Genomic DNA, 25047 nt, shown 5'->3' with positions numbered 1-25047 from the left:
ACCGTCCCCCGGACAGATGTGGCCTTGGCAATCTACTCCCCCGCGGCGACGCTCGGGGCGCGCTTCGGCAGCACCCAGTTGGGGCGCGGGAAGTGGCAGGTATAGCCGTGCGGGATGCGCTGCAGGTAGTCCTGGTGCACGGGCTCGGCCTCCCAGAAGGGGCCGGCGGCGGTCACTTCGGTCACCACCTTGCCGGGCCAGAGACCGGAGGCCTCGACATCGGCGATGGTGTCCTCGGCGACGCGCTTCTGCTCGTCCGAAAGGTAGAAGATCGCGGAACGGTATTGCGGGCCGCGGTCGTTGCCCTGGCGGTCCGCGGTGGTCGGATCGTGGATCTGGAAGAACAGCTCGAGGATTGCGCGGTAGCTGGTCTGCGCCGGATCGAACTTGATCTCGATCGCTTCCGCATGGCCGCTCCGGCCGGTCTTCAGGTCCTCGTAGGTCGGGTTCTCGACCGTTCCGCCGCTATAGCCGACCCGGGTCTCCATGACGCCCGGATGCTTGCGGATAAGATCCTGCATGCCCCAGAAACAGCCGCCGGCGAGGATCGCGGTTTCGGTCTCGGTGCTCATTTTCGGGCTCCCTTGGTCGCGGATGATCGTTCCAATCATCATATAGGGCATGGTGCCCGCCGGATAAGTCACAAAGTCGCGGGCAAGGTCCCTTGCCGAAAATGACAGTTTCCCTATACTCCGGCGCCGTCGGACCCGCCGCCGCTCGCGAAGGTCCGGATCCGTTGTTCACCGGGCCTTCCGTGGCCTCCTAGCGTCTAAGGCGATTACATGTCCGAGAGCGTCAAGAAAGTCGTGCTGGCCTATTCCGGCGGCCTCGATACCTCCGTCATCCTGCGCTGGCTGCAGGACACCTATAACTGCGAGGTGGTGACCTTCACCGCGGACCTCGGACAGGGCGAGGATGTCGAGCCGGCACGCGAGAAGGCGAAGATGCTCGGCATCAAGGAAATCTATGTCGAGGATCTGCGCGAGGAATTCGTGCGCGACTACGTCTTCCCGATGTTCCGTGCCAACGCGCTCTACGAGGGCTGCTACCTGCTCGGCACCTCGATCGCCCGGCCGCTGATTTCCAAGCGACAGATCGAGATCGCTGCCGAGACCGGCGCCGACGCGGTTTCCCACGGCGCCACCGGAAAGGGTAACGACCAGGTCCGCTTCGAGCTCAGCTACTACGCGCTGCAGCCGGACATCAAGATCATCGCGCCGTGGCGCGAATGGGACCTGACCTCGCGTACCCGGCTGATCGAGTTCGCCGAGAAGCACCAGATCCCGATCGCCAAGGACAAGCGCGGCGAGGCGCCGTTCTCGGTCGACGCCAACCTGCTGCACTCCTCTTCGGAGGGCAAGGTGCTGGAGGACCCGTGGGACGCGCCGGAGGAGTATGTTTTCCAGCGCACCGTCTCGCCGGAGCAGGCGCCCGACAAGCCGACCGTGATCGAGATCGACTTCGAGCATGGCGACCCGGTGGCGATCGACGGCGAGCGGCTGAGCCCGGCAAGCCTGTTGACGAAGCTTAATGAACTCGGCGGCGCCAATGGCATCGGCCGGCTCGACATGGTCGAGAACCGTTTCGTCGGGATGAAGAACCGCGGCGTCTACGAGACCCCGGGCGGCACCATCATGCATCACGCGCACCGCGCGATGGAAAGCCTGACGCTGGATCGCGGCATGGCGCACCTGAAGGACGAGATGATGCCGCGCTATGCCGAGCTCATCTATAACGGCTTCTGGTTCTCGCCGGAGCGCGAGATGATGCAGCAGGCGATCGACTTCAGCCAGCGCAACGTCACCGGCACCGTGCGCATGAAGCTTTACAAGGGCAATGTCACCTGCACCGGCCGCAAGGCCGAGCGCAGCCTCTATTCCGAGGATATCGTGACTTTCGAGGAAGGTTCCGGCACATACGACCACAAGGATGCCGCGGGCTTCATCAAGCTGAACGCGCTCCGCCTGCGCCTCAACAAGATGCTGCAGGGGTAATTCCCGAGAGGCGTCATCCCGGCCGGAGAGCCGGGATCTTGCCGAATGCGGGCTTGTGGCCCAAGCTTCGGAAGGTTCCGGATCGGGGCTCTGGAGGACGCTGAGTTGGGAAGGCGATGACCGAGCTGCATTTCTCTCTAGAAGTCGCGGCCGCCCTCGACGAGGGCCGACCTGTCGTTGCACTTGAATCCACCATTCTGACCCATGGCTTGCCGAAGCCGGACAATCTTGCCATCGGACGCGAGATAGAGGCGGAGGTGCGGGCGGCCGGCGCCGTGCCGGCCACGATCGCCGTGTTGGGGGGCGAGATCCAGATCGGTCTATCGGATCAGGACCTCACCGCGCTTTGCGCTTTCGAAGCGGCGATCAAGCTTTCCCGCCGCGACCTCGGAATCGCCGTCGCGAAAGGCTGGACCGGCGGCACGACCGTCGCCGCCACCATGATCCTCGCCGAACGCGCGGGGATCGAGGTCTTCGCCACAGGCGGCATCGGCGGCGTGCATCGCGGCGCCGAGCTCGATTTCGACATCTCCGCCGATCTCGAGGAACTCGCGCGCACGCCCGTGATGGTGGTCTCCGCCGGGGCGAAATCGATCCTCGACCTGCCGAAGACGCTGGAGGTCTTGGAGACCAAGGGTGTGCCGGTGATCGGCTACGGCACCGACGAGTTCCCGGCCTTCTTCTGCCGCGAGAGCGGGCTGAAGGCGCCGCTCAGGCTCGACAGCGCGGCGGAGATCGCCGCCGCCTGGCGCGCCGGACGCGGACTGGGGCTCGAAAACGGTATGCTCGTTGCCAACCCGGTGCCGGAAGAGCATGCGCTGCCGAGGTCCGAGACGGACCGGATCATCGAGGATGCGCTCTACGAGGCGAAACGGACGGGCACGAGCGGCAAGCAGGTGACGCCTTATCTGCTCTCGGAGATCCGCAACGCGACGGGCGGGGCAAGTCTGCGGACGAATATCAAACTCGCGCGCGCCAATGCGCGGCTTGCGGCCGAGATCGCGGTTGTCCTGCGACAGCAATGATCTGCGTCATTAATGCACATTGTCGCGCATGATCTTCAATGCCATTTCCGGTGCTCCGAGATGATCGAAAGAGGACACGGACCTTGAGCAGACTGTTCTACGCCATTCCGCTGATCGGCTGGATCGCCCGCGACCTGAAGACCGGCGGGGTTTCCGCCTTCACCTATTTCCTGATCAATTGCGTGATGCTCTGGATCGGCGCTATCGCGCTCTTCGGCTATCCGGCGATCATCATTCCGGCGCTCGCCGTCGTGCCGACGATGTTCGTGCTACTGATCCTGCTGACCCGCGGCCGCTACGAAGTCGGCTGAACGGCACGGACCGCGTTCAGGATCCGCTCGGCCGACTGTTCCGGCGTTTCATGCGCCGTATCGACCTGCAGCGCGACATTCAGCCAAAGCTCATAGTGCCGGCGGCGGACCTTGTCCCAGTCCGGCACACCGATCCCGTCGTGGGCATGCCATCTCTCCTCGATCCGCACTTTGTGGATCTCGGTCGAAGAGCAGACGATCTCGATTTCGACATAGGCCCTTTCCGCGCGCCCGGCGACGGCTCGCCATGCCGCACGTGTCAGAGAGATGGGATTGACGCTGTCGGCGATCACCGATTGGCCGAGCCTGAGATTGTCTTCCGCGACCGTATAGGCGATCTGATAGCCGGTATCCCTTAGGTCATCGAGTTCCGGTCGTTCCCGGCGAAGAGCACCCTCGATCGAGTCAATCCGCAGATGCTGCGCGGGCAGGTGTTCCGCCAGTGCGCGCGCGATCGTGGTCTTGCCGGTGCCGGGCAGGCCGCCGAGGATGATCAGGACGTTCCGGACTGACATGAGGCCTGTCGGTCAGACCGGAACCGCGCTTACCCCGGCGATCCAGGGATGGGCGCCGTGCAGGCCGGCCCAGAGCAGGAGGCCGCCGCCGAGGCGGAGCCAGCCGATGCCATTCCAGTCGAGCTTGCAGCGTCCCTCCAGGATCGCGCGGAAGGGGATCACCGACGTGGAGAGCTCGAAGGGCGCCCATTTGGCGCCGTATTCCGCCCGCTTCTTGGCGTCGATCTTGATCATGCCGGCGAAGGCGAGTATCGCGAGGCCGCCGAACAGCATCATCGAGGCCGCGTCGCCGCGCACCGTCAGGTGGGCCAGCGCCCAGAGGCCGATGGCCCACATCACCGGATGGCGGGTGACGGTCAGGATGCCGCGGACGAGATGCGGGTCCTCGAAGTCCTCTTCCGCCATCATCGCTGTCGGGCTGAAGGGATTGTAGCCGCAGACCAGCAGGACGCAGGCGACGGGCATGACGATGTTGGGAATCCAGCGGGTCCAGAGCGGCGGCTCCCAGACCGGCAGATAGGGCGCCGCGCCATAGGCCATCACCATCCAGACCATGGCGACGATCGCGGCGAGCGAGAAAATCGCGCGGAATCTGTTGGCGCCGATCTGCTCTATCAGGAGGGCGCGGATGCTCGGCCAGCCGAGCAGGAAATGGCCGCCGACGAAGGCGACGACGGCCGCGAAGAGTGCATCCAGACTACCGGTCATATCGCTCCCCCAAGCGCGGTTCCCCGGGCGGCATCTCTTGAAGGTGGACGCGCGGCCGAATTCGGATCATCACAGGCGATATAAGTATAGCAGGGCGGAATGGAAAGATGGATGACGCTACGCTGAAGAAGCTGATGCAGGACGCGCTCGCGAATGCGGCCGGGAGCTCGCTTTCGCCGAGTGAGTTCGGCCGCGCCGCCGGCGGCGATCCGTCGGGGCCGAAACCGGCCTGGCGCGCACTCCTGCGGCAGATCGAGCGCGTCGCCGCGGTGCTCGAGACGGAAGGCCAACTGGTCGCGCTCCGCAAGGGCAAGCCGGTACCGCTTTCGGAGGCGAAGGGGGTGATCCGCTACGGACCGCGGCCGAAGGCCTGATTCCGTCTCAAAGGTCCGGCGTCACCCAGCCGCGGCGCCGGCAGGCGGCCTCGACCGTGTTGCGCAAGAGGCAGGCGATGGTCATGGGGCCCACGCCGCCCGGCACTGGCGTGATTGCGCCCGCGACCGCCGAGGCGCTGGCGAAATCGACGTCGCCGACCAGCCTGGTCTTGCCCTCGCCCTTTTCCGGCGCGTCGACCCGGTTGATGCCGACGTCGATCACGGTCGCACCCGGTTTGATCCAATCGCCCTTGACCATTTCCGGCCGCCCGACGGCGGCGACCAGGATGTCCGCGCGGCGGCACTCGCCCGGAAGGTCCGCGGTGCGGGAATGGGTGACGGTGACGGTGCAGCTCTCGCGCAGCAGCAGGGCCGCCATCGGCTTGCCGACGATGTTGGAGCGGCCGACGACGACCGCGTGCTTGCCGGAGAGATCGCCAAGCCGGTCGCGCAGCAGCAGCAGGCAGCCGAGCGGGGTGCAGGGCACCAGCGCGTCGCCGCCCGTGACGAGCCGCCCGGCATTGACGACATGGAAGCCGTCTACGTCCTTTTCCGGATCGATCGCGTCCAGCACCTTCTGGCTGTCGATATGGGCGGGCAGGGGAAGCTGCACCAGAATGCCGTCGACCGCCCGGTCGGCGTTGAGCTCGGCGATCAGTTTCAGCAGGTTCTCCTCGCTGGTGGCGGAATCGAGCTTGTGCTCGAAGGAGGCCATGCCGCTCTCAAGCGTCTGCTTGCCCTTGTTGCGGACATAGACCTGGCTCGCCGGATCCTCGCCGACCAGAACGACGGCAAGGCCGGGGGCCTCGCCGTATTTCGCCTTCAACTCGGTGACGGCGGAGCCGATCCGTTCCCTCAGCCCGGCCGCGAAGGCCTTTCCGTCGATGATCTCGGCAGTTTCCATGCGATCAGTTCCCCGATTCTTCAAGCCAGTTGTTCAGTTTCTCCGCCAGCTCCGCCCCGTCGCCGTCGATCGCAAGCACCTTGCGCCGCTGTGTCGCGCCGGACGTTACCTCAAAGCTGCTTTTGGGGATTTTCCAGCTTTTCGAAAGCAGTTTGATCAGGGCCTTGTTGGCACGGCCATTCTCCGGAGCGGCGGTGACGGTGGCTGTCAGCCAGGCGACCTCTTCCGCGTCAAGCGCGACACCGCCGATCGCGTCTCGGGAGGCGTTCGGGGTGAGGCGGACACGCAGGCGTACCCCGCCTGTTTCCGGTTCGAACGGAGGTGCCGCGAGCTCGGGCGGCATCGGGATCCGGCCCTAGCCGAGATACTCCCACATCAGGTTGCGCGCGAAGGTGAGCCCCAGGACGAGAATGATCGGCGAGATGTCGAGACCGCCGAGATTCGGCATGACATTGCGGATCGGACGCAACAGAGGCTCGGTCGCCCGGTAGAGGAAATCCATCACCAGATAAACGAATCGGTTGCCCGTATTGATCACGTTGAACTGCACGAGCCAGCCCATGATGATGAAAATGAAGAGGCCGTAAATGTAGAGCTGGACGATTGTATCGACGAGAATCAGCACCGATTGCATGGGATCTTATCCGTCCTTCTGGAGATGCGCGCACCGGACCGTACCGCCCGTCCGCGCGAACGGCAAGCGCTTGGCGCCGCCATGTTTTCGCCTCGTGTATATAGGCGTTCGGGCCCGACGGACAACGCCTGCCGGGTCGGCGCTCTTTGCCCTTGCATTGCCCGGCGGCATCGACTATCAGTCTCCCCCGCGCCGGACAGAGCCTCGTCCGGCCTCGGTGGGGCCGTAGCTCAGCTGGGAGAGCGTCGCGTTCGCAATGCGAAGGTCGGGAGTTCGATCCTCCTCGGCTCCACCAATTTCTCCCCCGAAACAGAACGTATATCCGACGACGAGAGCGGCCGCACCGGAGCCGCCGTAGCCCGTAACCGTCAGCGGGCCGCAGAAGACGGACCGGCCACTCCGCGGCCGCATGATGCGCGCGTAGCCGATCCGCTGGCACGCCCTGCCTGCCTACAGAAACAGCGTCACGATAGACGGCCAGACCAGCAGGACCGACAGTGCCAGGAGCTGCAGCGCGATAAACGGCAGGAAGCCCCGGAAAATCGCAGTCAGGGTGATATGCGGCGGCGCCACCGATTTCAGGTAGAACGCGGCCGGGCCGAACGGTGGCGAGAGGAAGCTGACCTGCATGTTCATGCAGAACACGACACCGAACCAGACCGCCACGAACTTGGGATCGAGACCGCCGAGAAAACCGATCTCCTCCACCGGCAGCTTCAGCACGATGGGCAGGAAGACCGGCATGATCAGCAGCACGATTCCGATCCAGTCCATGAACATGCCCATCATCAGGAAGATCAGCATCATCACGAGGATGATGCCCATCGTCGGCAGTTCCGCCGAAATGATGGTATTGGCGACATAGGTCGGGCCGCCGGCCAGCGTGTAGGCGGCTGCCAGCGACGCCGCGCCGATGGTGACCCAGATGATCGTCCCGGTAGATTTCAGGGTCCGCATGAGGCTGTCCCAGACGATCTCGAAGGTCATCTCGCGCCGAAGCAGGCCGATGACGAAGACCGCGATCACGCCCATGCCGGCCGCCTCGGTGATTCCGGTGATTCCCATATAGATCGACCCGAGCACGACCCCGATCACGACGATCGGCGGCACAAGCCCCTTGCCCATTTCCCAACCCAGCCGGGACCGTTCCTTGCCGACCACGAACAGCATCAGGGCAAGGGCGATTGCCCCGGCGGCCGCGATGTAGGGAATGTCAGAGACCATGCCGAGCGCGATCGGATCGACCCCCTCGCGTACGGCATTCTCCCCGGTCAGGGTGAAGAACACTGCCCGGAGCAGCAGGAATCCGGTCAGCCAGAGGGTGAACCGCGACAGGAAGCCAATGAACAGCAAGGCCTTCTCACGCCCTCTCGGCGCATCGGGATCCTCCTCGGGAAGCGGCGCCAGGCTCGGATCCAGACGTGTCCGGACCAGAATGTAGATGATGAAGAACGAGGCCAGGACAAAGCCGGGAAGAAAGGCGGCGGTAAAGAGGGCCTTGATCGATGTCTCTGTCACCAGCCCGTAGAAGATCAGGACGATGGAAGGCGGAATCATCGTGCCGAGCGATCCGGAGGCGCAGATCGTTCCGATGGCGAGATTCTGATTGTAACCCAGTCTCAGCATCTGCGGCAGCGCGATCAGGCCGAGCAATACGACCTCGCCGCCGATGATGCCGGACATCGCCGCCATGATCACCGCCATGATCGAGGTGACGATGGCGATCCCGCCCCGGGTCCGGCTGAGCCAGACATTCAGGGAATTGTACATGTCCTTGGCGATGCCGGAGCGTTCGAGCAGGGCCGCCATGAAAATGAATAGCGGTACGGATATGAGCACGTAATTGGTCATCTGCCGGTAGACCGCCTGGCCGACGACCGAGAGCGGCCCGTGCCCGAATCTGCTGAAGAGCAGATCCGGTCCGAACTTCATGATCAGGACAAGGACGGCGAGGAACGCGGAGGCGAAACCAAGCGGCATACCGATGGCGAGCAGGAAAAACATCGCCAGGAGGAGAATCACGCTGAGGGTCGCGACGTCGCCGACCTTCATCCACGCAAACAGGTCGAGGAATTCCATGCGCTCAGCTTCCCAGCGTCTTTCGGATCTTGTCGATCTCGGTTTCGTCGATCTCGTCCGCCGGGGTGTGATGCTCCGGCGCCTTGTTCCAGTCGGCAATCAGGTTCGAGACCGCCTGGATGGTGACGAGCACGATAATGATCAGGATTGCCGGTTTCAGCGTACCGGGAAGGGGCGGATCCCAGGCCGTGCCGAAGGTCTCCATGCGCAGCATGCGCCGCATGGCATCCGAATAGCCGCCCCAGACAAGTGCGAAGGTGAAAAACAGCAACAGGATCAGCGACAGCATGTCGGCCGTCTTCTGCATCCAGCGCGGCATGATGTCGTAAATCACGTAGATCCGGATGTGGCTGCGCTGCTGCATCGCGTACTGGCCGGCGAACAGGAACACGAAACCGGCGATCCAAAGGGACAGCTCGTTGGCCCACAGCGTCGGTCGGGCGAATATGTAGCGGGAGACAACTTCGTACAGCATCACCAGCACGATGAAGGCGACCATGATCATCGAGAGCCGGGATGTCACCAGTGAGACGATGTCGAAGAAGCCGTCCGGTTTCTGCTCGATCGCGCCGCGCGTGTCCGAAAAGTAGATCGATGCAAGCAGGATGGCGCCGCCCATGGAAACCAGCATCGCAAGGACGACAAACCGCCCTTGCGGGCGAATCATGTCGAACATGGTGATTGCGTCCTCGAACAGAAGCGCGTTGCCGATGAGCCATGCGTAGAGCAGGACAGCCGCGCCGGTGAAGGCCAGTGTGGCCAACCGCACCGGTCTCCGCATTCCGCCCAGCCACAAGCTTTCCGAGTTCATTCCCATTGCCTCCCCGGGCGGTTCTAGGACCCGTGAAACCGGAATTGCGCGAGCCCCGCGGGGCTCGCGTTCTTAATGTGTCAGGAAATATGTCGCCGAAACTTAGTTCAGCAGACCGAGCTGTTTGAGATAGGCGCGATGGCTCTCGACCAGCTTGCGGGTCTGTTCGTTCTTCTCGGCCCAGCGGCTCCAGGCTGTCTGGGCGGCGGCCCGGAAGGCGGCGCGGTCTTCAGCGGACCAGTCGTACAGGGTGACCCCCTCGGCCTGCAGCTTCGCCGCGGCTTCGGCGTTCAGCTTCTCGTTGGCCAGGGCGACCTGGAAACCGAGCTTCTGCATCGCGGTGTCGATGATCCGGCGCTGCTGGTCGGTCAGGCCGTTCCAGACGTCCAGATTGCACGCCAGGTGATCCGACGGCATCGAGTGGAAACCCGGATAGGTCGCGTGCTTCACGATGTCGTAGAGCCCGAGGCCCACATTGTTGTTCAGGCCCGATGCATCTGCGCCGTCGATGATGCCGGTCTCGAGCGCTGTGAAGATCTCCGTGAAATCCATCACGATCGGTGACGCGCCGAGTTCTTCGAAAATCTCGGTTTCCATGCCGGGAGGAGAGCGGAATTTCCAGCCTTTCAAATCCTCGAATCCGGCGATCGGACGAGACGACGACAGGGATTCCTGACCGTAGATCGTCCAGCCGACCAGATGCATGTTCTGTTCGTTGTACAGTTCCTCCGCGGCGGCCTTGCCCCCGCCATAGTGAAGCCAGCTGTATTGCTGCCACGGCGTGTCATAGCCGCCCATGATGTCGCCGACGAACTGGAAGGCAGGGTTCTTGCCTGTCTGATAGGCGCCGCCCGTCATGTCGCAATCCAGAATGCCGCTGATCGCCGCATCGAAGGTCTCTGTCGTGGCGACGACCGAAGAGGCGTAGAACATCTCGATCGTGATGTCGCCGCCGGACATTACCTGAACATCGTCGACGAACTCGGCGATCGCTTTGCCCATCGGGTGTTCGGTCGAATAGTGGTTCTGGATGCGCAGGGTGACCGGCTCCGCCATGGCACTGGTTGCCAATAGTGCCGCAGCACCAACCCCGATGAATGCAGATTTGATTGTCACGGTTTTCCTCCCTTGGCGATTGGACTCGCCCGCGAATAATTTTTCGTGTCGCTTTGAGAACTCTTTCTCGATGGCTCGACAGCCATCGGTGCAACGCTATCGCGGGCGCGCCTCGCAAGCAACTCTTCGTATGACAATACATATGATCAATATGCGCACAATTCTCCGTTTACGGTGAATTGGTCTGACTTTTCCCCCGCCCGACTCCGGTCGACATGCTACCGCCCGACGACGGAAGATCTCTGCCCGCGGGGTCTGTCACTACTCCAGTGCCGCTTCGGACGTCATCGACGTCTGGCTCATCGGTCTTCACTCTGATAACCAAGACAATTCAGACTTCTCCGTTCCGAAAGGCGCCGATCCTTCCCTCTGGCGCCAACCTCAGACAAATCGAGAGCATTGCGACCGGGGAAACCTGAGTGACGGATAACCGATCTGTCAGCGGCGTTTTCGTATCCGAAGTGCCGCGACGGTTGAAAAAAACATGGATGCAGGCGTTCTGCCTGACGATCCCTGATGGAGGAAAATCGATGAGTGTCGCCGTCTATTCGCATGGCCGTCCGACAGTGCGCGCTGTCGGCGGAATGGTCTCTTCCGCGCATCCGCTGGCCTCGGCGGCAGGTGCGAAGATGCTGGAGTCGGGCGGCAATGCCTTCGATGCCATCGTTGCCTCCGCCGCGGTTCTCAACGTTGCCGAACCGTTCATGTCCGGGCTGGCCGGGCTCGGCTGTGCCACCGTGTTCACGGCGCCGGACCGGAAGGTCCGCGTGCTCGATTTCCACCCGCCGGTGCCGGCCGCATTCGACCCGGACGGGCTCGACTGCCTTGACATCCGGGACGGGGCGAATGCGAGCGGGACACCGGGCAATCTCGCAGGCTGGTGCACGCTGGCCTCCGAACTCGGCACGCTACCTCTCGGCACCCTTCTGGCGCCGGCGATCCGGCACGCGCGGCAGGGTATCCCGGTATCGCCGTTCTTTGTCGACATGGTGCGGGTCAGCCGCCCGCGCGCGATGCAGCCGGAGTGGCGCTCCACCTATATCGATCCCACCGGCGATGCCTCACTCGGTGCCGTCTTGAAGCAGCCCGATCTGGCGGAAACCCTGGAGGCGATCACGGCGGAGGGGCCGTCCTATCTCTATGATGGTCCGCTCGGGCGCAAGATGATCCAGCATCTCAAGGCGCTCGGCGGCTGCATGACGGAGGACGACCTGGCCGCCGTCGCACCGGTCTGGGAAGCGCCGGTGGTCACGAGCTACCGGGGCCTGGATATCCACGTGCCGCCGCCGCCGGCCGAATCCTTCCAGTTCCTGCTGACCCTGAAGCTGCTCGAGGGTCTCGATGTCGGTGCCCTGGAGCATCTCTCGGCGGATCATCTGGACATGGTTTTCCGCGCCGTCCGCCTGGCGGCGGAAACCCGCATCCGCAACAACAAGTGCGGGCCGGAGCGGGTTGCGGAACTGCTGGACGAACGTCATGCCGCGCCGCTGCGCGACCGGCTCCTCGACCCGGCGCCGATTACCGGGCGCACGGAGCAGTTCGGCGACGGCCCGTTGCCGGGGAGTGTCGAGTTGCGCGAGCATACGACATCCCTCTCCGCCGTTGACCGAGACGGCAACGCGGTGTGCCTGACCCAGAGCCTCGGCTCCATGTTTGGCTCCGGTGTGGTCATCCCGGGCACCGGCGTGACCATGAACAACTTCATGAACTGGGGCGACCTCCATCCGGATTCGCCGAACCGGCTGATCGGGGGCAAGCGCTTCGGGATGTGCCTTGCCCCCTCGATCTCGCTCCGGGATGGCGATGCCGTGCTCGCGCTCGGTACGCCCGGGAGCTACGGCATCCTGCAGACCCAGGCGCAGGCGATGGTCCATCACCTCGATTTCGGACTCGACCTTCAGGCCGCGATCGACGCCCCCCGGGCCCGGCTCTGGGATGGCGCAAGGGTCGATCTCGAAGCGCGCGTGGAAGCGCCCGTGATCGAGGAGCTGAAACGCCGTGGCCATGCCATCGAGATGACGACGCCCTTCGCCATGCAGTGCGGCGGTATGCATGCGATCCGCCGCGATCCGGAAAGCGGCGCGCTCTTCGGTGCCGCGGATTCGCGCAGGGACGGGGCCGCGGTCGCAATCTGACGGGCGGCGGCGACCGGCCGGGCTCGTTGCCTCACGCCACCGTCATAAGGACATCGACGGTGGCGACTTTGCCCGAGCCGGCGCGGATCATCACCGGATTGAGGTCGCAGGAGGTGATCCGCGCGCCAAGTTCCTGTGCCAGCAGGGAAAGGTCCGAGACCAGTTCTGCAAGCGGCCGGGTGTCGGTCCGGGGAATAAGGTTGCGGTAGCCATCCAGACGCCTGCCGAGCTTCGTCGCGGCGATGAGCGTTTCCGCCTCGGCCACGGTCAGCGGCGCCAGCGCCATCGCCAGATCGTCCGTCAACTCGACCAGCGTCCCGCCGCTGCCGACCATGACCTTGATGCCGAAGGGCGGGGAGGCGACGAACCCCACCACCGCCTCGAGATCACCGCGAACGTCCTCTTGCAGCTCGTAGCCATCGATGATGGCATTCGGCGCCGCTTTGGCGACATTCCCCGCGATCCGCGCGATTGCCTCCTCTATGCCCTCCATATCCACGACGCCGAGCGCGACGCCGCCGAGCTCCGAGCGGTGCGCGATGTCCTTCGACGCGACCTTCACTGCGAGCGGGAAGGCGATCTCCGCGCTTCTTGCCGCCGCTTCGGCGGCGTCCCGGACGACCAGCGACCGCGCGACCGGAATGCCGTATGAGGTGAGGATCTCCAGGCCGCTTTGCGCCGTGAGCTGGGTGCGTCCACTCGCCACCTCTTCCGCGACCAGGGCAAGCGCACAGGACTTCCTGGCGTCCGTTTTGCGGGTTTTCGCCACGTTGACAGGCGGACGGGGGCTGGGGCGGGCAAGCGCCCGGATCCCGACGAGACCCTCGCGAAGGCCGCTGACGATGGGGATGCCGTGGCTCTCGAATCTCGAACGGATATCCGGATGGATATCCTCCGAGGTGGCGGAGATCGCCACGATGGGTTTCGCCGCACCATCCGCGCTGCGGCAGTAGGCGTCGATAGGAGTGGTATAGGATTCAAGCGATTTCGGATGAAGACCGGCCTGGCTGTCCTGCACAACGGCCAGCATGTCGATCCCTTCATCGGCAAGGATGGCGCTCATCGTCCCGGCGATATCGCGGGCGGCTTCGTCCGTCACCGAGCCGAAATCGATCGGGTTCTGTGCCAGCGTGCCGGGAGAGACCGTGCCGATTTGCCGGACCGTCGCTTCTCCGAAGCGCGCGAGCTCGACCCCGACACTGGCTGCGATGTCGCAGGCGAGCGCGGTCTGACCGCCGGAAATGCCGACAATCGCGAGGGTCCGCGCATTCGGGCGGTGCCCGTGGAGTGAGAGGATCTCCAGCGCGGCATTCAGTTCGTCGTAATCCTCGACGGTGGCGATGCCGTTCGCCTCGAAATAGAGCCGGTAGGTATCAGCGTCGCTGGTCATCGAGCCGGTATGGGCAAGGGTCGCGGCGGATCCGACTTCCGAATTGCCGACCTTCAGGACGACAAGGGACTTGCCGTTCTCGAAGATCCGCTGCGCGGCGCGGGCAAAGGCTTCCGGGTCCTGGATCGCCTCCAGCACCACGCCGATCGCCACAGTTTCATCGTCCGTCGCGAGCCAGTCCATGTAGTCGGCGGCGGTGAGCTGGAACTCGCTGCCGACGGTGACGATCTTCGAGATCCCGAACTCGGCCGAATTCATCAGCGTGATCGCCGCCGAACCGGACTGCGCGATGAAGGCGACCTTGCCCGGTCGGATCTTGCTCGAGGTCGTCGCCGGGTAAAGGAAGAGGCCGTCATTGAGATTGATCAGGCCCATGCAGTTCGGTCCCTGGATATTCATCGGACTCCCGGCAGCAAAGGCACGGAAGGCGTCTGCCGCTTCTGTCGTGAATCCCGAGGCGAAAAAGATCGCCGACTTTACGCCTTTCGCCTCGAGCGCCCGCGCCGTTTCGGTGGCGGCGGCGGCCGGGACGGAGGCGATGGCGAGGTCGGTGCCGTCCGGCAGCTCGGCGATCGAGGCGACGGTGGCGAGACCCTGGATCTCCTCCGCGCTGCGATGGACCGGGATGATCCTGCGTGTGCAATCGCGGCTCAGCAGGTTCTCGATCACGGCGTTGCCCTGCGCCCGTTTCGTTGCTGACGCGCCGACTACGGCGATCGCCTGCGGGCGCATGAGAGACGTGACATCTCTGGTCATCGTGACCCCTCTTTATGCGAAAGTGGTGAGCGTGCGGTCGGGAAATGACGGGATCAGTCGCCGTCGAAGAACCTCTTGGCGTTGCCGTAGAACCATTTCTCCAGGACCTTCTCCTTCAGCGGAAGCTGGCTGTATTCCTCGATCAGTTCCTCGTAGGGGCAACCGAAGAGATAGCGCGACATTCCGATCATGATCTTGTCCTGCAGGCGGCTGTTGCCGAACTGCATGAACATCTCCCAGCCGGCCCCGGCCTTGGCAAAATAGCGTGGCCGGTGGGCCGAGGTGTCGCAAAAAAGATTGGGGTGGCGGGCGAGCAGACCGACCATGTCCGGGACCCAGGGCCAGCCGCCGAGCCCGGCGACGATCTTCAATTCCGGAAAGTCGATGGCGACCTGGTCGAGATGGCGCGGATGGCCGAGATCGTAGGGCCGGTCGTTGGCGTAGTTCATGGTGCTGTAGATCTTGACCGGCAGGCCCAGCTCGACGCATTTGGCGTAGAGCGGATAGTAGCGCCGATCGCTGGCCGGCAGACAGTTGCTGAGCGCGGTGACGCGGAAGCCGTTGGCGCCGTCCTCCTTCACCAGCCGCTCGAGCTCCCTGACTCCGCGCATGCCGTCCATCGGATCGATCAGGGCGAACATGCGGAAACGGCCGGGATGCCGGCGATGGATCTTGCCGATCTCGCTGTTCAGCATGTTGCAGAGGAAACCGTACTCGATGCCCGCCCGATCCATGTCGGAGACGATGGCATCGAGCTGTCGTTCCCATTCCTCCGGCGGAAAGCCTTTCGTCGCCGATCCGGTCGAGCCGCCGCCGAAGACGGTGCCGTAATTGGCGAAGCCGTATCCCGCAGGCCTGTCGAGATGCTCTCCCGTCGGGGTGCCGGGCCGGCCCTTGCCGATCTCCTGGGCGCGCAATGCGGCTTCGGAGAGTGGCGCTTCGATTTCCATGTCGATGATCGGACGCATTTCCTTCCCTTCTGAACGTTCTCGAAGGGGCTGTCCCGGATAACCCGCGAAGAGGTTGTCCGGGACAGCCCCGTGAGAATCTTTTCCTGGTTGACCCCGTTCTTGACGGGTTGGTTCGAAATCGAGCGAGCGCTCTTCTGGTGCACCTCAGTATCCGGAATTGCATGGGATGACGCGAGCGAATTGATGCCCGCAAGGGGCCGCAACCGAGAGTATTCCGGTCTGCGACATCGCCGGAAGCGCTGTTCCCGCAGTCCGGTCGGGCCGCAAGAGGCTTCTTGCCGGCTGTCGGCAGACTGAGCCTTGGGGCCATGGAAGCGCCGGCCGATGCAGGGACACGCGATGGCCGCCGCGGTCGCCCCTTCCGGCAGGTGCTGTGCGCTTGCCGGCGCAGGGTGCGGGCTAGAGCCGTGCCGTCTCGAGAGCGTTCTCGTCGATTCCGATTCCGAGCCCGGCCGCATTCGGAACGGCGAGGCATCCGTTTTCCGGTTGTTGCGTTCTTCCGGTGATGCATCGGACGATCGCCGCATGGCCCGCGTGGTATTCCATCGCGCCGCGCGCCGTCGCGCCGGCCATCAAATGCAGGTTCACGAAATCCCAGCCGCCGGCGGGGCAGATCAGGCGGTCGTGATCCTCGGCCATACGCATCACCTCCAGCGCCCTTGAAAACCCGCCCGCGAAGACGGCGTTGGGCTGGATGACGGCGATACGGCCCTGGTCGATGAGTTGCCGGAACCGGTAGGGAGACTGCTCCATTTGTCCGGCGCCGAGCGGTACGCCGGTTTCTTCGGAGAGGCGGGCGAGAGCGGGCGGATCGTTGGCGGGCAGGGGCTCCTCCAGCCAGGCGAGATGTGCGGCGTGGGCGCGTTTCGCGAAGCGTACTGCCTTCTCATAAGGGAGCTTGCAGTTCGCGTCGGCGATCAGATCCGCATCGTCCCCGATCGCCTCGCGAACGGCGACGATCCGCTCTGCGTCCTCTTCCCAGCACCGTGACCTGTCCGCGATGATTACCTTCACACCTGCCGCGCCCTCCGCCACGGCGTCTCGGCAGGTCGCCTGGAGCGCGTCCATGTCGAGATGGGGGAGCCCGCATGTCACATGCACCGGCACGCTGTCGCGCTTGCCGCCGAGCAGGCCGGCGATGCTCTTGCCAGCGACCCGGGCGCGGATGTCGGTCAGTGCGATTTCGAATGCCGAGAAAGCGGAGACAACAACACCGGTCATGGCGCGGGGATTGAATTTCGCCTCCAGGCCATTGACGAGGTCCGGATCGAGCGGATCCATTCCGAGTGCTGCCGTCCCGAGTGCGCCGTTCAGGAAATGCGCCACCTCCGCTGCAAGAAACCGTCCGGTAAATCCGTTCCCGGTCAGTCCTTCGTCGGTTTCGACTCGGCAGCGCACGAAGACCGGTCCGTCGGTTCCGGCATAGACGGCGCTTCTGCCCTCTTCGCCGGCCGAGACCGGGCGGTGGATGCTTGTAGCGACGCGGGTGATTTTCATGACGGTCCCCGGGCGGACAGATAAAACGAGACAGGGCGGCCCGAAGGCCGCCCTGTTTTTATAAGGTCTGGTCTTTTCAGGCGCCGCCCGCTTTGGCGGCCCGGCGCGCCTGTTGCCGTGACTTCACCAGCGAGACGATCGGCCAGACCATCGAGGCGAGCGTCAGGGCCAGGAAGGTCACGACGATCGGGCGCTCCAGGAACCGCAGCCAGTCGTGGTCGAAGATGATCAGCGACTGTTTCAGGCTGTTCTCCACCAGTTCGCCGAGGATCAGGCCCATGATGATCGGTGCCGCGGAGAAGCCGTAGCGCTTCAGCACGAAACCGAGAAGGCCGGCCGTCAGCATGATCCAGACGTCGAGGATCGATTGTTCGAGTGCATAGGAGCCGATCGAGGCGAGCACGAACACCGCCGGCCACAGGAACTCGATCGGGATCAGGGTGACTCGTGCGAACAGTTTGGCGCCGACGAAGCCGAAGGCGGCGAAAGCGAAGTTCGCGAGCAGCATGGAGAGGAAGATCGCGTAGAGCAGGGTCGGCGTTTCGGTGAAGAGATGCGGGCCCGGCCGCAGACCGTGCACCAGCAGCGCGCCGAGAATGATGGCGGTGGTCGCACTCCCGGGGATGCCGAGGGCGAGCGTCGGCACCATTGCGGCGCCGGTGGCGGCGTTGTTGGCCGCTTCAGGGCCGGCGACACCGCGGATATCGCCCTTGCCGAACCCGCTCTTGTCCTTCGCCCAGCGCTTGGCCTCGTTATAGCCGATCATTGCCGCGACGGTTCCGCCCTCGGCCGGCAGCAGGCCAATGAAGGAGCCGATACCACAGGATCGGGCGATGGTCCCGATGCAGCGTTTGAAATCGTGCCAGCCGGGCAGCTTGACGGCATCCAGCATCGCCCGGACGCGTTTCTGCTTGAGCTTCGAGGCCTGGGTCAGGAACTCGCAGCCGGCGAAGAGGCCGATCATCACCGGGATGAAATGGATGCCTTCGGAAATCTCCCAATAGCCGAAGGTGAAACGGTCGACACCAGTGGTGAAGTCCATTCCCACCGTGGCCAGCAATACGCCGAGAGCACCGCCGATCAGGTTCTTCACCGCCGACTCGCCGCTGATCGTCGCCAGCATGGAGAGACCGAAGAGCGCGAGCGCGAAATATTCCGGCGGGCCGAAATTATAGGCCACCCGAGAGAGCAGGGGGGCCGCGATGATGAGCACGACGACGCTGAAGATGCCGCCGATGACGCTGCTGACGGCGGCCATGCCGAGCGCCATGCCGGCCTGGCCTCTCTGCGCGAGGGGATAGCCGTCGAACGCTGTGGCGGCGGCGGGGGGAGCGCCCGGCGCGTTGACCAGGATTGCTGTGATCGAACCGCCGAAGGTCCCGGCGCAATAGAGCGCACTGAGGAGTGCGATGGCGGGGATCGGGTCCATGGTGAGCGTGAAAGGCAGGAGGAGTGCGGTTGCCATGGTCGAACTGAGGCCGGGCATGGCGCCGACCAACACGCCACCGATCGTCCCGATGAGGACGACGCCGAGCAGGTAGGGATCGGCAAAGGCCGCGAGGGCGGACAGGAAAGCTTCCATCAGGGAGCACCAATCAGGAGGTTAGAGACCGAAAAGCCCGGCGTCGAAATGAACGTCGAGGCCGATCGCGAAGAGAGAATAGATCGCGGCCGGAAACAGCACCGCAAACGGCAGGATGATGTGCCAGCGCCGTTCGCCCCAGAGCAGCGGCATCGCGAGACAGAAGGCCGCCATGGCAATGATGATGCCGGCGGACTGAAACAGAAGGACGAAGCCCAGCATCATCGCTCCGGTCATCGGGACCATCAGAGGGATGCTGCGCGCCGGTTTCGAATCGGCACGGAAAGAGATCGCCATGAGGGCGAGCGCGAGCACCGTGAGCACCGAGATCACGAGGCGCGGAAAGGTTGCGGGCTGGACGTTCTGGGCCACCGCGGCCGGGGCCTCCTTGAAGTCCAGGGTGACGAAGTAAGCGATCGCACAGAACGCCAGCACGCCGGCGCCGACCACAAAGTCGCGCGGAAGCCGGGCCGCCGTAGCAGCCCGGCCGGTTTCGTTTTCGCTCGTCATTATGTCCTCAGAGCATTCCGAGTTCGGTCAGAGCGGTGGTGCTCTCGTCGTAGATGCGGCGAATATGGGCGGTCCATTTTTCCGACCCGACCACGCTGCTCTTCGGCATGCCGCCGGACGCGAGGTAACCCTGGTAGACGCTGTGTTTCATGGCTTTCACGAGGCCATCGCTGAGGGCATCCACCCGATTCTGCTCGACGCCGGAAAGGCAGGCGAAACCGCGGACCGTGGAGGCCAGCGCATCGACCCCGGCGTCGCGGGCGGTCTTGACGCCATCGAGCGCGTCGATCGGCTCTTCGGAAAGGCTGACGACCGGGCGTAGTTCACCGGCATTGTACTGGGATTCGCCCTCGGCATAATTCAGCAGCGCGACGTCGACATTGCCCGAGACGAGGTTGGTGACGATATCCCCGCCGCCCTTGAACGGAACGATGGTGTAGGGGATGCCGCCGGCGGCCTTGGCGAAGTTGTGGATGCCGACATGGTCTGCGCCGCCGACGAAAGTGGTGCCCCACTTGAGCCCGCCTTCCTTGTCCTTGGACGCGGCGATCAGGTCGTCCAGCGACTTGATCTTGCTGCCGGCGCCGACGGAGACGATCTGCGGATCGTCGGTCGCGCGGGCGAGGCCGACCATATCGTCGATCGTGACCGGCACCTTTTTCTGCACGATCTGGAAGATGTGCGACTGGGTGATGGTCATGAAGGTGTAGCCGTCACGCGGGCGGGAATGCGTGTACATCAGCGCCGCCGAGCCGCTGCCGCCGCGCTTGTTGACGACCACCATGTCCTGTTTGAAGACGCGGCGGGCGCGCAGCATCATCATCCGGGTGGTGATGTCGGTGCCGCCGCCGGGGCCGGCATGGGTGACGACATTGAGGGTCTCGGCCGGGAAGTCGGCGGCATGCGCCGATCCGCCGAACGTCGCCAGGGACGCGCCGGCGACGCCGGTGAGCGCTGCTGTTTTCAGGAAGTCTCTGCGATTGTGAAGCACTGAATCGGACATTTGTTTCCTCCATTGTCCTTCGGGTGTTGCGAACCGGACCTTGTCGGCCGGCCCGTTGGTTGGTCCATTGGTCTTGTGGTGGACGGGCGCCTGGTCGGATCTCAAACCATTTTCTGGTCTGCCTCGTCTTGCTGATGCGGCTGGTCCTGGTTCAGGGTGTCGAGGAAGCGGCGGCGGCCGCCATCGATATGAATGCGTCCGGCCTCGCGTGCGGCATCCGGATCTCCGGACTCGATGGCCGCGAGAATGGCCTCGTGCTCGCGAACGGACTCCGCGATGTTCGGGACGTTCGACAGGCCGCGTCTGCGAAACAGGTGCATTTCCTTGACGACGGCGTGATAGACCTCGATGGCGCGCGGATTGCCGGAATGGTCGACGATCGCGCTGTGGAATTCGACATTCAGCCGGTAGTAGGTGTCCTTGTCGTCCTGGGCGAGGGCGGCGCGTGCCGCTGCCATGTTGTTCTTCAGCAGCGTGACCGTTTCGGAATCGTGCAGGCGCGCGACTTCCTGGCAGGCGAGAGCGAAGAGCGCACCGCGCAGGGCATAGAGATTCTTGATTTCGTTGAGGCCGATGGAACGGGCAACCGCACCGCGGTTCATCTGGATTTCGATCAGGCCGGCCTGGGCGAGCGTGCGGAGGGCCTCGCGGATGGGGCCGCGGCTGACGCCGAGATCCTTTGCGAGCTGGACTTCGCCGATCCGGTCTCCGGCGGCGATTTCCCCTGTCATGATGCGCCGTTCGATCTCGCGCTGAACGCGGATCGAGAGAGTCGCATGATCGCTAGCGTGAAATGGTTTGTCCAATTTCGCAGTCTTTTTATGAGCGTTTCCTCGTTGCTGATGACAGTAGAGGGCCGAAATGCAGATTGTCAACAATTAGCAAAATACATATGGTCCTTCCGTCGACGACAGCCGCACGCAACCAAGCGTGCCGGAGAAACAGACCACTCATAGCGAAGTCGAGCCGGAGGAAAACGTCACAAATGGGCATCGAAAATGCCAGCACGGTACTCAACAAATACAAGGTTCTGGATCTGACCCGCGTCAGGTCGGGCCCGACCTGCGTGCGCCAGCTCGCGGATTGGGGCGCCGACGTCATCAAGGTCGAAATGCCGGTCACGGACAATGCCGGGCAGCTCGGAGGTCCCCGCGAGGGGGCCGATTTCCAGAACCTTCATCGCAACAAGCGCAGCCTCACCCTCAATCTCAAGGAGGAGCGCGGTCTCGAGATTTTCCGCAAGCTCGCGCGTGAGGCGGATGTGATCGTCGAGAATTTCCGGCCGGACGTGAAATTCCGCCTCGGAATCGATTACGAGACTCTGTCGAAGGACAATCCCGGACTGGTCTACGCCTCGATCTCGGGCTTTGGTCAGGACGGCCCGCTTTCCAAGCGTCCCGGGTTCGATCAGATCGCACAGGGTATGGGCGGGCTCATGTCGATCACCGGCAAGCCGGGCGAGGGCCCGATGCGGGTCGGGATTCCGATCGCGGATCTGACCGCCGGTATTTTCTGCGCGCAGGCCATCCTGCTGGCGCTGCTCGAACGTGAGCAGTCGGGTAAGGGGCAATGGGTGCAGACCTCGCTGCTGCAGGCCCAGGTCTTCATGCTGGATTTCCAGGCGGCGCGGTGGCTGGTCGATGGCGACATTCCGAAGCAGGCCGGCAACAACCACCCGACCAGCATTCCGACCGGTGTCTTCGCGACCTCGGACGGGTACATGAACATCGCTGTCGCCGGGCAGGCGATCTGGGAGCGCTTCTGTGCCGCGATGGGCAAGCCCGAATGGAACGAGAATCCGGATTATGCAAACGGGGCCGCGCGTTCGGAGAACCGAGACGCTTTGAATGCCGAGATCGAGGCCGTGACCCGTCAGGACACCATGGCCAACTGGATCGAGAAGCTGAACGGGGCCGGGGTGCCCTGCGGCGAGATCAACGATATCCGCCAGGTCTTCGAGAGCCCGCAGGTCGAGCATCTGGAACTTGCGCAGCCGGTCAGATCGCACGAGCGTGGCGACACGCATCTTGTCGGCCAGCCCATCCATATGAGCCGCACGCCGTCGAAGATCGCGGCGCCGCCCCCGACGGCGGGCGAACATAACGACGAAGTCCTGACGGCACTCGGCTTCGGGGCCGCAGAAATCGAGACCCTCCGGCGCGACGGCGTCATCTGATCAATTCTCAAGGCGAGGAAAACAACAGACCATGACCGACAAGATCATCACAAGCCAGGACGGGGCGATCGCCCGTATCATTTTCAACCAGCCGGAAAAGCGGAACGCCGTCTCGCTCGAGATGTGGGAAGCGGTCGAGGCCGCGCTGGACCGCTTCTCCGAGGATGACAGTGTCCGTATCCTCATCCTCTCCGGGGCCGGCGGCAAAGCCTTCGTCTCCGGTGCCGACATCTCCAAGTTCGAGTCGGAGCGCGCCAGCGCCGACGGCGTCGCCAAGTACAATGCCCAGACGGCCCGGGTCTACAACAAGGTCGAGGGCTTTCCGAAGCCGGTCATCGCGCAGATCGACGGCTTCTGCGTCGGGGGCGGCGTTGCGCTGGCCGTGTGCTGCGACCTGCGGATCTGCGGCGAGAGCTCGAAATTCGCCATCCCGGCCGCGAAGCTGGGTCTCGGCTACGGCTATGAGGGGATCAATCGTCTCGCCAACCTCGTCGGCCCGAGCTTCGCCAAGGAGATCTTCTTTACCGCAGGCCGCTACGATGCCGAGGATGCCCGTATCATGGGGCTCGTGAACCGGGTTGTGCCGGACGCGGAGGTGGAGCGGTTCTGCCTCGATTACGCCCGCACCATCTCCGAAAACGCGCCGATGACGGTGAATTCGGTCAAGGCGATCGTCAACGAGACGCAGAAGGACGAGAGCGTCCGCGATTTGCAGAAATGCGCGGACATGGTGACGGCGTGTTTCGCCAGCGAGGACTATATCGAGGGCCGGCGGGCCTTCATGGAGAAGCGTAAACCCGAATTCAAAGGGCGCTGACCCTGGGCCGGACCGGGCGCCTTGCGGCTGCGCCCGGTCCGGTTTGCTCCCGCGGCCGGCCGGCGTGAGCTACTGCATCGGGATCCGAAAACCTTTCCCGCATGGTGGGACAGGAGGGATCGGCGGGGGATTGAGATTTTCCGCGATGCTAAGCTCCCCGAAACGGGAGATCGCACATGAGCCATGAGAAGATCATTCGGACCGACGGGAAGGTTTCGCGCGACGGGGCCGAGAACGCCGAGAGCTACGACGCCTGGGCAGACAGCTACGACCGGGAGCTTGCGGACTGGGGTTACGAAGCACCGGAAAAGGCCGCGGCTCTGTTGAAGGAATATCTCGCCGGATTCGAGACTGCGCGCATTCTGGATTGTGGATGCGGCACCGGCATGACCGGGGCGGCCTTGCGGAAGGCGGGGGCCGGCGGCGAACTGATCGGATTCGATGCGTCCCGGAGCAGCCTTGATGCCGCGCGCGCGAAAAAGGTCTATGACCGTCTCGATTTCGCAGACCTGAACGAGAGGCTTGCGCTCGGAGACGGGAGCGTCGAGGGCATACTTTGCATCGGCGTTCTCACCTACCTCGTGGAAGATCACATCTTCGAAGAATGGCTGCGCATTCTCCGGCCGGGTGGGGTGGTGGTCTTCACCAGCCGGGATGATTTCTGGCAGTCCCGGGGAATTGCTGCGTCGCTGGCGCGGCTGGAAGCGGAGGGCCGCTGGACCGCGCGTCACATTTCCCCGCCGATGCCGTATCTTCCGGGAAATCCCGACTTCGCCGACAAGGTCGAGGCGATCTATGGTGTCTTTCAGAAGGCACAAGGCTGAGCGGAGAATCGGCTCGCGCCGGCCTGCGGTTTTGTCCGCGATCTGACACCTGAGCCGCGCGCCTTGCCGGTTGGATCGATCCTGACGCTCTTGGCCGATGGACGGTATGCACTAGGTCTCTGTCTCCACGGTTTGCAGACGGAGAACCATAGAAATTTCGGACCTGATGTCATTTCGCGACGGACTCACGGCCGTCGTGGTCGGCGCCTCCGGCGGGATCGGGGCGGCTGTCCGGTCCTTGCTTGAACGCAACCCCCGTGTCCGGAGGATCTACGGGACCAGCCGTTCGCCGGTAGCGCGAAATACGGGGAAGGTCATATCCCTGACGCTTGATCTGGAAGACGAGCCGTTGATCGAGCGGCTCGCCGAACAGATCCGGGGCGATGGAGTCGAACCGGATCTGATTTTCGTGGCTTCGGGAATCCTGCATCGCGAACCGTCGATCAAACCCGAAAAATCCTGGCGCTCTATCGACGCCGAAGCCATGGCAGCGGTGTTGCGAATCAACACGATCGGTCCCGCGCTGATCGGCAAGCATCTTCTCCCGACAATGCCGAAAGCCGGCAAATCCGTTTTCGCAGCGGTCTCCGCGCGCGTTGGGAGTATCGGCGATAATCGGCTCGGCGGATGGTACGCGTACCGGGCCTCGAAAGCCGCTCTCAACATGATCCTGCGGGGATTCTCGATCGAACTCGCCCGCAAGTCGCCGGACGCCGTTTGTATCGGGCTGCACCCGGGAACCGTCGATACCGGATTGTCGAAGCCCTTTCAGGCCAACGTCCCGGAAGGTCGGCTTCTGACACCGGCACAATCCGCAGCCTGTCTGCTGGATGTGGTGAATGCGGTCACGCCGGCTGACAGCGGCGGCGTCTTCAGCTGGGACGGACGTAGAATTCCCGAATAGTCGCGTGGTCC

General features: G+C 63.9%; 25 protein-coding genes and 1 tRNA gene. 10 read left to right on the top strand and 16 right to left on the bottom strand.

Translation table 11 applies throughout. From position 1 onward, the window contains the following. Positions 1 to 32 precede the first annotated feature (32 nt). The gene (gene msrA, locus ACOOE1_RS06210; RefSeq protein WP_420405468.1) at positions 33 to 572 is read right to left on the bottom strand and encodes a peptide-methionine (S)-S-oxide reductase MsrA; all 540 of its coding nucleotides are present in this window, start codon (positions 570 to 572) and stop codon (positions 33 to 35) included. Between the two features lie 210 nt (positions 573 to 782). Here msrA and ACOOE1_RS06205 point away from each other — a divergent pair, with 210 nt between their 5' ends. The 3 genes from ACOOE1_RS06205 (at position 783) to ACOOE1_RS06195 (ending at position 3330) form a co-directional block, all read left to right on the top strand. Further along, positions 783 to 1994 carry an argininosuccinate synthase gene (locus ACOOE1_RS06205; protein ID WP_420405467.1) on the top strand — a complete coding sequence of 404 codons (1212 nt, stop codon included), beginning with the start codon at positions 783 to 785 and terminating at the stop codon, positions 1992 to 1994. A 116-nt stretch (positions 1995 to 2110) separates the two neighbouring features. After that, complete coding sequence (locus tag ACOOE1_RS06200; protein WP_420405466.1) at positions 2111 to 3019, top strand: pseudouridine-5'-phosphate glycosidase; 909 nt, start codon at positions 2111 to 2113, stop codon at positions 3017 to 3019. Positions 3020 to 3102: 83 nt separating this feature from the next. Beyond that, positions 3103 to 3330, top strand: a complete 228-nt coding sequence (locus ACOOE1_RS06195; RefSeq protein ID WP_420405465.1) for a hypothetical protein — start codon at positions 3103 to 3105, stop codon at positions 3328 to 3330. Here ACOOE1_RS06195 and ACOOE1_RS06190 read toward each other — a convergent pair. Then, positions 3315 to 3845: an AAA family ATPase gene (locus ACOOE1_RS06190; protein ID WP_420405464.1), complete on the bottom strand. Its 531-nt coding sequence runs from the start codon at positions 3843 to 3845 to the stop codon at positions 3315 to 3317. The genes ACOOE1_RS06195 and ACOOE1_RS06190 overlap by 16 nt on opposite strands. A 12-nt stretch (positions 3846 to 3857) precedes the next feature. Next, entirely contained in the window at positions 3858 to 4553 is a 696-nt protein-coding gene (locus ACOOE1_RS06185; protein WP_420405463.1) for an NnrU family protein, read from the bottom strand. Between the two features lie 107 nt (positions 4554 to 4660). Here ACOOE1_RS06185 and ACOOE1_RS06180 point away from each other — a divergent pair, with 107 nt between their 5' ends. Continuing rightward, a complete protein-coding gene (locus ACOOE1_RS06180; protein WP_420405462.1) occupies positions 4661 to 4927 on the top strand; it encodes a DUF3253 domain-containing protein in 267 nt (88 codons plus the stop codon). A 7-nt stretch (positions 4928 to 4934) separates the two neighbouring features. Here ACOOE1_RS06180 and folD read toward each other — a convergent pair whose 3' ends face one another. Genes folD through ACOOE1_RS06165 form a run of 3 tightly spaced genes read right to left on the bottom strand, consistent with a single transcriptional unit; the run spans position 4935 to position 6465 of the window. After that, positions 4935 to 5831, bottom strand: a complete 897-nt coding sequence (gene folD, locus ACOOE1_RS06175) for a bifunctional methylenetetrahydrofolate dehydrogenase/methenyltetrahydrofolate cyclohydrolase FolD (RefSeq protein ID WP_420405461.1) — start codon at positions 5829 to 5831, stop codon at positions 4935 to 4937. A 4-nt stretch (positions 5832 to 5835) separates the two neighbouring features. Beyond that, positions 5836 to 6174: a DUF167 family protein gene (locus ACOOE1_RS06170; protein WP_420405460.1), complete on the bottom strand. Its 339-nt coding sequence runs from the start codon at positions 6172 to 6174 to the stop codon at positions 5836 to 5838. A 12-nt stretch (positions 6175 to 6186) separates the two neighbouring features. Continuing rightward, entirely contained in the window at positions 6187 to 6465 is a 279-nt protein-coding gene (locus ACOOE1_RS06165) for a YggT family protein (protein WP_420405459.1), read from the bottom strand. Positions 6466 to 6684: 219 nt separating this feature from the next. Between ACOOE1_RS06165 and ACOOE1_RS06160 the strand changes: the two genes are divergently transcribed. Further along, positions 6685 to 6760: transfer RNA gene (locus ACOOE1_RS06160), tRNA-Ala, on the top strand. Positions 6761 to 6915: 155 nt separating this feature from the next. On the opposite strand, the gene ACOOE1_RS06155 is transcribed toward ACOOE1_RS06160, so the two are convergent. The 3 genes from ACOOE1_RS06155 to ACOOE1_RS06145 form a co-directional block, all read right to left on the bottom strand. Beyond that, positions 6916 to 8544 carry a TRAP transporter large permease gene (locus ACOOE1_RS06155; RefSeq protein ID WP_420405458.1) on the bottom strand — a complete coding sequence of 543 codons (1629 nt, stop codon included), beginning with the start codon at positions 8542 to 8544 and terminating at the stop codon, positions 6916 to 6918. 4 nt (positions 8545 to 8548) lie between these two features. Continuing rightward, positions 8549 to 9307 (bottom strand): TRAP transporter small permease subunit, encoded by a 759-nt coding sequence (locus ACOOE1_RS06150; protein ID WP_420405457.1) that lies wholly within the window; start codon positions 9305 to 9307, stop codon positions 8549 to 8551. A 150-nt stretch (positions 9308 to 9457) separates the two neighbouring features. Continuing rightward, positions 9458 to 10471 (bottom strand): TRAP transporter substrate-binding protein, encoded by a 1014-nt coding sequence (locus ACOOE1_RS06145; RefSeq protein WP_420405456.1) that lies wholly within the window; start codon positions 10469 to 10471, stop codon positions 9458 to 9460. Positions 10472 to 11001: 530 nt separating this feature from the next. Here ACOOE1_RS06145 and ACOOE1_RS06140 point away from each other — a divergent pair. Next, the gene (locus tag ACOOE1_RS06140; RefSeq protein WP_420405455.1) at positions 11002 to 12606 is read left to right on the top strand and encodes a gamma-glutamyltransferase family protein; all 1605 of its coding nucleotides are present in this window, start codon (positions 11002 to 11004) and stop codon (positions 12604 to 12606) included. 31 nt (positions 12607 to 12637) lie between these two features. Here the strand turns inward: ACOOE1_RS06140 and ACOOE1_RS06135 are convergent, their stop codons facing one another. From ACOOE1_RS06135 to ACOOE1_RS06105, 7 genes are all read right to left on the bottom strand, one after another. Then, complete coding sequence (locus ACOOE1_RS06135) at positions 12638 to 14752, bottom strand: acetate--CoA ligase family protein (protein WP_420405454.1); 2115 nt, start codon at positions 14750 to 14752, stop codon at positions 12638 to 12640. Positions 14753 to 14805: 53 nt separating this feature from the next. Beyond that, entirely contained in the window at positions 14806 to 15720 is a 915-nt protein-coding gene (locus ACOOE1_RS06130) for an amidohydrolase family protein (protein ID WP_420405453.1), read from the bottom strand. 402 nt (positions 15721 to 16122) lie between these two features. Next, positions 16123 to 17220 carry a mandelate racemase/muconate lactonizing enzyme family protein gene (locus ACOOE1_RS06125; RefSeq protein WP_420405452.1) on the bottom strand — a complete coding sequence of 366 codons (1098 nt, stop codon included), beginning with the start codon at positions 17218 to 17220 and terminating at the stop codon, positions 16123 to 16125. A gap of 76 nt (positions 17221 to 17296) precedes the next feature. After that, a complete protein-coding gene (locus tag ACOOE1_RS06120) occupies positions 17297 to 18802 on the bottom strand; it encodes a tripartite tricarboxylate transporter permease (protein WP_420405451.1) in 1506 nt (501 codons plus the stop codon). Positions 18803 to 18823: 21 nt separating this feature from the next. Next, entirely contained in the window at positions 18824 to 19312 is a 489-nt protein-coding gene (locus ACOOE1_RS06115) for a tripartite tricarboxylate transporter TctB family protein (RefSeq protein WP_420405450.1), read from the bottom strand. A gap of 7 nt (positions 19313 to 19319) precedes the next feature. Further along, positions 19320 to 20315: a Bug family tripartite tricarboxylate transporter substrate binding protein gene (locus ACOOE1_RS06110; RefSeq protein ID WP_420405449.1), complete on the bottom strand. Its 996-nt coding sequence runs from the start codon at positions 20313 to 20315 to the stop codon at positions 19320 to 19322. A 101-nt stretch (positions 20316 to 20416) separates the two neighbouring features. Next, entirely contained in the window at positions 20417 to 21121 is a 705-nt protein-coding gene (locus ACOOE1_RS06105) for a GntR family transcriptional regulator (protein ID WP_420405448.1), read from the bottom strand. A 179-nt stretch (positions 21122 to 21300) separates the two neighbouring features. Between ACOOE1_RS06105 and ACOOE1_RS06100 the strand changes: the two genes are divergently transcribed. From ACOOE1_RS06100 to ACOOE1_RS06085, 4 genes are all read left to right on the top strand, one after another. Then, positions 21301 to 22491 (top strand): CaiB/BaiF CoA transferase family protein, encoded by a 1191-nt coding sequence (locus ACOOE1_RS06100; protein WP_420405447.1) that lies wholly within the window; start codon positions 21301 to 21303, stop codon positions 22489 to 22491. Between the two features lie 31 nt (positions 22492 to 22522). Beyond that, on the top strand, positions 22523 to 23308 hold the full coding sequence (locus ACOOE1_RS06095; protein ID WP_420405446.1) for an enoyl-CoA hydratase: 786 nt from the start codon (positions 22523 to 22525) through the stop codon (positions 23306 to 23308). Positions 23309 to 23484: 176 nt separating this feature from the next. Continuing rightward, positions 23485 to 24132: a class I SAM-dependent DNA methyltransferase gene (locus tag ACOOE1_RS06090; protein WP_420405445.1), complete on the top strand. Its 648-nt coding sequence runs from the start codon at positions 23485 to 23487 to the stop codon at positions 24130 to 24132. Between the two features lie 166 nt (positions 24133 to 24298). Next, positions 24299 to 25036, top strand: a complete 738-nt coding sequence (locus ACOOE1_RS06085; protein WP_420405444.1) for an SDR family NAD(P)-dependent oxidoreductase — start codon at positions 24299 to 24301, stop codon at positions 25034 to 25036. The last annotated feature ends 11 nt before the right edge of the window (positions 25037 to 25047 follow it).

This window comes from Nisaea sp. (genome assembly GCF_965216895.1).
Lineage (GTDB): Bacteria > Pseudomonadota > Alphaproteobacteria > Thalassobaculales > Thalassobaculaceae > Nisaea.
This window is presented reverse-complemented; position numbering and strand designations above follow the sequence as displayed.

What these genes read in the sequence shown, in the direction of transcription:
- msrA (WP_420405468.1), bottom strand. Translation starts at nt 572, where the DNA reads ATGAGCACCGAGACCGAAACCGCGATCCTCGCCGGCGGCTGTTTCTGG.
- ACOOE1_RS06205 (WP_420405467.1), top strand. Translation starts at nt 783, where the DNA reads ATGTCCGAGAGCGTCAAGAAAGTCGTGCTGGCCTATTCCGGCGGCCTC.
- ACOOE1_RS06200 (WP_420405466.1), top strand. Translation starts at nt 2,111, where the DNA reads ATGACCGAGCTGCATTTCTCTCTAGAAGTCGCGGCCGCCCTCGACGAG.
- ACOOE1_RS06190 (WP_420405464.1), bottom strand. Translation starts at nt 3,845, where the DNA reads ATGTCAGTCCGGAACGTCCTGATCATCCTCGGCGGCCTGCCCGGCACC.
- ACOOE1_RS06185 (WP_420405463.1), bottom strand. Translation starts at nt 4,553, where the DNA reads ATGACCGGTAGTCTGGATGCACTCTTCGCGGCCGTCGTCGCCTTCGTC.
- ACOOE1_RS06180 (WP_420405462.1), top strand. Translation starts at nt 4,661, where the DNA reads ATGGATGACGCTACGCTGAAGAAGCTGATGCAGGACGCGCTCGCGAAT.
- folD (WP_420405461.1), bottom strand. Translation starts at nt 5,831, where the DNA reads ATGGAAACTGCCGAGATCATCGACGGAAAGGCCTTCGCGGCCGGGCTG.
- ACOOE1_RS06170 (WP_420405460.1), bottom strand. Translation starts at nt 6,174, where the DNA reads ATGCCGCCCGAGCTCGCGGCACCTCCGTTCGAACCGGAAACAGGCGGG.
- ACOOE1_RS06165 (WP_420405459.1), bottom strand. Translation starts at nt 6,465, where the DNA reads ATGCAATCGGTGCTGATTCTCGTCGATACAATCGTCCAGCTCTACATT.
- ACOOE1_RS06155 (WP_420405458.1), bottom strand. Translation starts at nt 8,544, where the DNA reads ATGGAATTCCTCGACCTGTTTGCGTGGATGAAGGTCGGCGACGTCGCG.
- ACOOE1_RS06140 (WP_420405455.1), top strand. Translation starts at nt 11,002, where the DNA reads ATGAGTGTCGCCGTCTATTCGCATGGCCGTCCGACAGTGCGCGCTGTC.
- ACOOE1_RS06135 (WP_420405454.1), bottom strand. Translation starts at nt 14,752, where the DNA reads ATGACCAGAGATGTCACGTCTCTCATGCGCCCGCAGGCGATCGCCGTA.
- ACOOE1_RS06130 (WP_420405453.1), bottom strand. Translation starts at nt 15,720, where the DNA reads ATGCGTCCGATCATCGACATGGAAATCGAAGCGCCACTCTCCGAAGCC.
- ACOOE1_RS06125 (WP_420405452.1), bottom strand. Translation starts at nt 17,220, where the DNA reads ATGAAAATCACCCGCGTCGCTACAAGCATCCACCGCCCGGTCTCGGCC.
- ACOOE1_RS06120 (WP_420405451.1), bottom strand. Translation starts at nt 18,802, where the DNA reads ATGGAAGCTTTCCTGTCCGCCCTCGCGGCCTTTGCCGATCCCTACCTG.
- ACOOE1_RS06115 (WP_420405450.1), bottom strand. Translation starts at nt 19,312, where the DNA reads ATGACGAGCGAAAACGAAACCGGCCGGGCTGCTACGGCGGCCCGGCTT.
- ACOOE1_RS06110 (WP_420405449.1), bottom strand. Translation starts at nt 20,315, where the DNA reads ATGTCCGATTCAGTGCTTCACAATCGCAGAGACTTCCTGAAAACAGCA.
- ACOOE1_RS06100 (WP_420405447.1), top strand. Translation starts at nt 21,301, where the DNA reads ATGGGCATCGAAAATGCCAGCACGGTACTCAACAAATACAAGGTTCTG.
- ACOOE1_RS06095 (WP_420405446.1), top strand. Translation starts at nt 22,523, where the DNA reads ATGACCGACAAGATCATCACAAGCCAGGACGGGGCGATCGCCCGTATC.
- ACOOE1_RS06090 (WP_420405445.1), top strand. Translation starts at nt 23,485, where the DNA reads ATGAGCCATGAGAAGATCATTCGGACCGACGGGAAGGTTTCGCGCGAC.
- ACOOE1_RS06085 (WP_420405444.1), top strand. Translation starts at nt 24,299, where the DNA reads ATGTCATTTCGCGACGGACTCACGGCCGTCGTGGTCGGCGCCTCCGGC.